This window comes from Pseudonocardia sp. D17, from assembly GCF_036984265.1.
GTDB classification, from domain to species: Bacteria; Actinomycetota; Actinomycetes; order Mycobacteriales; family Pseudonocardiaceae; genus Pseudonocardia; species Pseudonocardia benzenivorans.
On the sequence record NZ_BPRG01000017.1, the window covers coordinates 1 to 6,816 of the forward strand.

At 64.3% G+C, this 6,816-nt stretch carries 5 protein-coding genes and 1 pseudogene; all 6 read right to left on the reverse strand.

The window, feature by feature from the left end; genetic code table 11:
- Positions 1 to 716: pseudogene (locus tag PSD17_RS02720) on the reverse strand (hypothetical protein); the annotation flags it as partial.
- 155 nt (positions 717 to 871) lie between these two features.
- On the reverse strand, positions 872 to 2,044 hold the full coding sequence (locus PSD17_RS02725; RefSeq protein WP_339121314.1) for a CaiB/BaiF CoA transferase family protein: 1,173 nt from the start codon (positions 2,042 to 2,044) through the stop codon (positions 872 to 874).
- Complete coding sequence (locus tag PSD17_RS02730; RefSeq protein ID WP_216362026.1) at positions 2,034 to 3,419, reverse strand: aldehyde dehydrogenase family protein; 1,386 nt, start codon at positions 3,417 to 3,419, stop codon at positions 2,034 to 2,036. The genes PSD17_RS02725 and PSD17_RS02730 overlap by 11 nt, the downstream gene beginning before the upstream one ends.
- 28 nt (positions 3,420 to 3,447) lie before the next feature.
- Entirely contained in the window at positions 3,448 to 4,524 is a 1,077-nt protein-coding gene (locus tag PSD17_RS02735; protein ID WP_339121317.1) for an alcohol dehydrogenase, read from the reverse strand.
- A gap of 50 nt (positions 4,525 to 4,574) precedes the next feature.
- Entirely contained in the window at positions 4,575 to 6,206 is a 1,632-nt protein-coding gene (locus PSD17_RS02740) for an FAD-binding oxidoreductase (protein ID WP_098959494.1), read from the reverse strand.
- An 84-nt stretch (positions 6,207 to 6,290) separates the two neighbouring features.
- Positions 6,291 to 6,816, reverse strand: a 526-nt coding sequence (locus PSD17_RS02745; protein WP_339121320.1) for a carbohydrate ABC transporter permease, incomplete at its 5' end; no start/stop codon positions are given.

The window sequence follows — 6,816 nt, forward strand, 5'->3', positions numbered from 1 at the left end:
GATACTTCCTCGGTGCTGCCATGACTCTCATCCTCCACTGGATTGAGAGCCTCCATCAGACCCGGCACGAGACAGTACTCGGTGGGCACTAGCCCGAGGTAGGCCCCGATCGAGGCGCCGGTCAGACGATGCCAGTCACCGATCTCCACCGCCAGAGCGAATCCGGTCGTGGTGGCGATCCCGCGCAGGCATCCCAGCCGCCGGGTCACGGCGGTGAAGTCGCTGTCGGCGGCCAACGCCGCGATCTGCTGATCGAGCCGGTCACGGCGCGCCACGGTGTGGGCGACCGCGTCATAGGCGTCATCGAACGCAGCCAGCGTCCCGCTGTGCCCGCGCAGGAAGTCTTCGCGCCGCACCTGGCGCATCCAGGCATCATGGCGTCCGGTCCAGGTATCCCCGTCGAACACGTGACCGTGGCGCAGCAACAGCTTCGACAGCCGGTGACGCGCCGACATCAGCACCATCCGCGCGTCTTCCCGGGCCCGGACAAGGTCACGGGCCGACTCCTGGACCTCGGTAGGAATGGTGACCGCCACGATGTCATCGTTGCGGTCCAACCGTGCCAGCAGCATGGCGTCGCGGGCATCGGTCTTGACCCGGTCGCCCGAGGGGCGCAGCAGCTTCGACGGCGCGGCGACCTGGCAGCGGTGACCCGCACCGAGCACCGCGCGCGCGAGCCCGAAGCCGGTGGGACCGGCCTCGTAGGTCACCAGCACCGGCCCGTGCTCGGCGGCCAGCTCCTCAATGAAGGCAACGACCCGATCCGGTTGCGGGCATATTGACATGAGGCACTTGCTGGCGGTCGGTGAGGATCCGCTCTGGAGGGAACACCCGACGCAGTTGGGCGACCAGCCGCTGGAGTGTCTGCGGATCAAGCATTGGGTCCTTCCTCACCGTGTGCAGCCGGCAACCTCGGCGGCGGCAGGTAGTACCGCACGGGGGTTCGGCTCAACCGCATCGGGCTCGTGACCTGGGGAACCGTTCGGTCGCCCGCGGTGATGTCGATCCGCGGTTCGAGGCCATAGATAGCGGCCGTGGCGAAGGCCTCGGCGATGTCGTTCACGGGGCCGACGGGGACACCGGCCCCGGTCAACCGGTCGATGACCTCGCTCGCGGTCAACTCGGCCGTGACCTCCTCGATGTGCTCGATGAGTGCCGCCCGGTTGACCACGCGAGCGGAGTTGGTCCCGAATTCCTCGGAAGTGCCGACCCCTTCCAGGCCGAGCACCCTGCAGAGATTCTGAAACTGGCGGTCGTTGCCGCACGCCAGTGCGACCTCGCCGTCGGCCGCTCGGATCGTCTGGTACGGGGCGATCGAGGGGTGCTGGTTACCGATCCGTGCCGGGCTCTCACCGGTGCCGAGATAGGCGGTGGCCTGATTGGTGAGACTGGCGAGCAGCGCCTGCAGCAGCGTCACCTCGACACGCTGGCCTTCCCCGGTAGCGTCGCGATGCCGCAATGCCGCGAGGACACCGACGGCGGCGTGCAGCGATGCCAGGACATCGACGAGGGCGACGCCAACCTTAATCGGACCGCTCTCGTCCGTCCCGGTGATACTCATCAGCCCCCCGACCGCCTGCACCAGCAGATCGTAGCCGGCCAGATCAGCGGCAGCCGGCGAGTCGCCGAAGGCGCTGATCGAGCAGAAGACGACACCGGGGTTGGTCTTGAGGATGTCCTCATATCCCAGCCCAAGGCGGTCCATTACACCGGGCCGGAAGTTCTCGACCACTACGTCGGCTGTTTCGGCCAGTTCGAGGGCGAGGGCGCGGTCGTCGTGATTCTTCAGGTCCAAGACGATCGAGTGCTTATTGCGATTCGAACCCCAGAAGTAGGTGGCCTCCCCCTGGGCGAAAGGCGGTCCCCACCGTCGAGTGTCGTCGCCCTCTGCTCGTTCTACCTTGATCACCTTGGCGCCCAGATCACCGTAGAGCATCGTGAGGTACGGACCCGCGAGTATCCGAGAGAAGTCCAACACTCGCACCCCGTGAAGGCTGCCCGCGGGTGGATCGTCAACGCCATCCCAGCTAAATCTACGTGTCACTACTGCAGTCCCTCGATCTCATGTCGTGGACGAGTTTGAGGTTGGCAAACTCGTCGATACCGACTGGTCCTAGTTCGCGGCCGATGCCTGAAGCCTTCACGCCACCGAACGGAAGTTCTGGAGCCGTCCGAATCGTGGTGTTCACCCCGACCATCCCGGCCTCGATTCGCCTGACGAAGGAGTCGCTGATCTCACCTGGATCGCCGAATACCGCCGCTCCGAGCCCGAAGCGAGTGCCGTTGGCGATCTCGAGCGCTTCCTCCTCGGAGCTGAACTTGTAGAGCACAGCGACCGGGCCAAACAGCTCTTCGTGGTAGGCGCGCATCCGCGGTGTGACATCGGTGAGCACGAGCGGCGCGAAAAAGTTGCCTCCGTCGAAGCCATCGGGGGTGGTTCCCTCGTAGACCAATGTCGCCCCCGCGGAGAGCGCTTCGTCGACCAACTTGCGTAGTTCCCGCACCCCATCCGGAGTGGCCAAGGGCCCGATCGGCGTCTCCTCGAGCTTCGGGTCGGCCGGGATGAACGTCTTGGCCTCGGCTAGGAAGAGTTCGGTGAAGTCATCCCAGACGTCCGTATGCACCAGGGTGCGCTTGGACGACACGCAGGATTGCCCTGCGTTGCGGTACCGTCCCTGCGCCGCGAACGCGGCCACGGTCGGCAGGTCCGACCCCGGCAGCACGATCAACGGGTCCGACCCGCCCAACTCCAGCAGGCACTTCTTCAGGTACGTCCCCGCAAGAGTCGCCACGGCGCGGCCCGCACCCTCGGAGCCCGTGAGCGAGACCCCCTGGATTTCAGGCCGGGCCAGCACGCCCTCGACACCCTTCGACTCCACGAAGGAGTTGAGGTATACCGTCATCCCGGCCGCGGCCTCGTCAAAGATCTCCTGAATGACCCGGGCCTGGCGCGGGCAGTTCCGAGCGTGCTTGAGCAGGACCGTATTGCCCAGCACAAGGTTCGGCGCGGCGAACCGGGCTACCTGGTAGTAGGGAAAGTTCCACGGCATGATCCCCAGGAGCGTGCCGATCGCCTCCCGCGTCAGGTACGCCGACCCCCCGCCGCGATGCTCAAGCGGCACCGGCGCCAGGAACGCTTCGGCGTTGTCCGCGTAGTAGTCGTAGATGTCCGCGCTCAGGAGGACCTCACCGCGCGCTTGCGCGAGCGGCTTGCCGATCTCCGAAGCCGTCAGCAGCGCGAGTTCCTCGCGGCGGTCACGGTAGAGTCCCGCGACTCGCCTAATGAACGCCGCCCGAACGGATACCTCGGTCTGGGACCAGGAGCGGAAGGACTCGGCAAGCTCGTCGATCTTCTTACCGGTGGCTTCCGTCGAATCCGAGGGGAACTCGGCGAGCAATTCACCGGTCGCGGGGTCCATGGAACGGTAGTACATGTGTACCTCTCGATTATTTGGCGGTGGTGGTTGAGGAGGTCAGGACCTGGCGTCCCCGGGCACTTCCCTCATGGAGCCTGTCGAGCGCGCGATTAATCGACTCGAGCGAGAGCGGGAACTCCTCGGTGGGAATCGCCGGGATCTCCCCCCGCTTCGCAAGATCCACAACCTCGGCTAATTCGACGACCGTCCCCACGTAGGACCCGAGGATGGCGAGCGCACGCGAGGCCACCAGCGGATTCGGCATGACCAACTGCCCGCCGTGGAGCCCCACCTGAACCAGGGTGGCCCCCTTGCCAAGGCTGTCGAACGCCGTCGCAGCTGTCTGGCTGCTGTTCACGAAATCGATGATCGCCGCGGGCGGCCGCGAAGCGTCGGTGTTGGTCAGCTTGGACAGGGACACCTCACCTGAGAGGGCGGTCGACGTCGCACCGTATTCGGATGCGACCTCGAGTTTGTCCGCCGAGATGTCGACGGCGATAATCTCCGAGCAACCCAGCCCCTTGAGGATCGAGATCGCGGCCAGCCCGACCCCACCCGCGCCGAAGACCACGACGGGGTTATCAACCTGCGCGTCGTATGCCTTCTTCACGGCAGAGTAGGCGGTGATACCGGAGCACCCGAGCGTCGCGGCCCAGGATGGGTCGAGATCGCCAATGCCGAAGAGGTACTTCACATCCGGGACGACGACGTACTCGGCGTATCCGCCGTCGGCGAATACCCCAAGAGTCCCCGGCTTGGAGCAGAAATTGTCTTCGCCACGACCGCAGTAAAAGCAGTCACCGCAGCCTATCCACGGGTAGACGCAGTACGCCATATCTGAGGTGACCTCCCCAGCCTCATCGCCGAGGCTCACGAGCTCACCGACGATTTCGTGGCCCATCACCAGCGGCAGCGATATGCCACGATCCTTCAGTGTCAGCTCACCGCGCTCGCCGAGGTCGTAGGCACCAGTGCGCAGGTGGACGTCGGAGTGGCACACGCCGACACGAGTGACCCGAAGCACCGCACCTCGCGCCGGCGGACTCGGGATATCACGCTCGACTGCCTCGATGGTACCGTCACTGGCTGTTAAAGCATACGCTTTCATGTCAGTCTCCTGCCTCACCTAAAAGCTCGAAAATTCTGATGACTTTACGATCATGGGTCGATGAGAACGCCCGGATTCATAATTCCGGCTGGGTCGAGGGCTGACTTGATTCCACCGAGCGCCGCTCGGTGCAGCGCAGGCATCTGCTGATCGTACCAGGGACGGTGATAGCGACCGACCGAATGGTGGTGGGTGATCGTTCCACCTGCCGCCAGCACCGCGTCCGAGGCCGCCTGCTTGATCTCCGCCCACTGCTCGAGCTCCGAGCCCTTCCGAGCCGATGTCAGGACGGTGAAGTACGGGGCGGGGCCGTCGGGGTAGACGTGGGTGAACCGGCATGCGACCGACCCAGCGCCCGACACCTTCCGGATCGCCTTCGTGGTCGCATCGACGACACTGGCGTACAACTCGGGGAAGTCTGTCCAGCTGCAGGCCGTTTCGAACGTCTCCCGGAGGATCCCCATCCGCGCGTAGCCTTCCTTGTAGTACGGGCCCCGCACGAAGAAGTTGCGCCACTTCCCGGCCGCTCCGCCGCGTCCGACCACTTCGCCAGCTCGGGCCGACTCCTGGCCTTGCACCGTCCCTCCGGCGGCCAGCGCAATCGCCACAGCGCTGGCCAGAGCGGACTCGGTCTCCTCGTGCGCGGACTCAAACCCGAGGATCAGCACCGACTGGCTGCCATCGCTGGCGCCGGCGAGTCGGGACTCGGTCGGGTCCAGCAGCCTGCAGTTCGCAGGCCACAGTCCCGACTGGGCGATCAACCGAGCGGCTTCGACGCCCTTGTCGAAATCGGCGAACAGCACCGAGGCATTGGACTTGAAGGTGGGGCGCTCGAGGAGCCGCATCCACGCTTCGGTGATGACGCCGAAGGTGCCCTCGGAACCGATCATCAGGCGGTTCGGGTCGACGCCGGCTCCATCACACGGAATCCGTCGGCTTTCGCTCACGCCGGCCGGCGTCAGCGTCCGCAGACCCGCGACCTGGTCGTCGATCTGGGTGAACATCGTGGCGAAGTGTCCAGCAGCGCGCGTCGCGATCCACCCACCCAGGGTGGAGAACTCGAAGGCCTGCAGGTAGAATCGCATTGACAAGCCCTGGGGCTTCAGCTGCGCTTCCAAGTCAGGTCCGCGCACACCCGCCTGGATCAGAGCTGAACGCGAGGTGTGGTCGATCTCGAGGACCTGGTTGAGATGGCGAAGGTCCAAACTGACCGCGCCGGCATAGGAGTCCGGGATGTCGGGCTCGATACCACGCGCGACTGAGGAGCCACCGCCGTAGGGGATCACGGCGACGTTATTGTTAGTAGCCCAATCCAGCACGGCCGCTACGTCGTTCTCAGTCTCCGGGAATGCCACAAAGTCAGGCGGATTCTTGTACTGGCCGTACAAGCCACGTGCGAAATCGTCGTAGTTCTTACCCAATGTGTGCTCGACCCGGGCCCACCTATCGGCCGAGCAAATCCTCTCGAGTGACGCCGGCGGGGCCACCCGGGGATCCCGCAGTTCGATCTCCTCCAGGCGCGGCGCCGGTGACAGGTCCTGGGGTGTGATGCCGAAGCTTGCGTGCAGATGGTCTCCGAGTTCGAGGATCTCCTTATCAGAGACCACATCATCGGCGAATCCCCATCCCCAAAATTTCCGCTGACGATTATCCCGCGTTGCATTACTCGCACTGTTAGACATTATCAATCCTTCCCAACTTTAATTGATGGCATGTACATCGCACATGGCTTCCAGGCGCTGCCGCTGTCGACCGCGAGGCTCCGCCTAGCCCTTCACCGCACCGGCCATCATGCCTTTAATAAAGAATCTTCCCGCGAGGACCATGAATCCGATCATCGGCAGCCCGATCAGGGCCGCTCCTGCCAGCAGGTCCCCCCGCTGAAGTGCGGTGGATTCGGCAATGGTGGCCAAGCCGACGGGCAACGTTTTCATCGAATCGCTGGAGACGAGCATCAGCCCGAATACATAGTCGGTGAATGACAAGACGAACGAGAAAACCGCTACGGACACAATCCCAGGAACCGCCACGGGAATAACGATTCGCACGAGTGCTTGCATCTTGGTTGCCCCGTCGATCCACGCCGCTTCCTCGAGATCGACCGGGACCGTGTCGTAGAACGCGATCATCATCCAGACGCCGAACGGCAGGCACATGGCAATGTGGGCGATGCCCAGACCATAAAGCGTATCATCCAGGCCCACAGATACCAACAAGCCGAATAATGGGGCTCTTCGCAGATGAGGGTGTAGAGGGCGTGGGCGCGTCGCTCGTCGGATAGGGGTCGAGGTC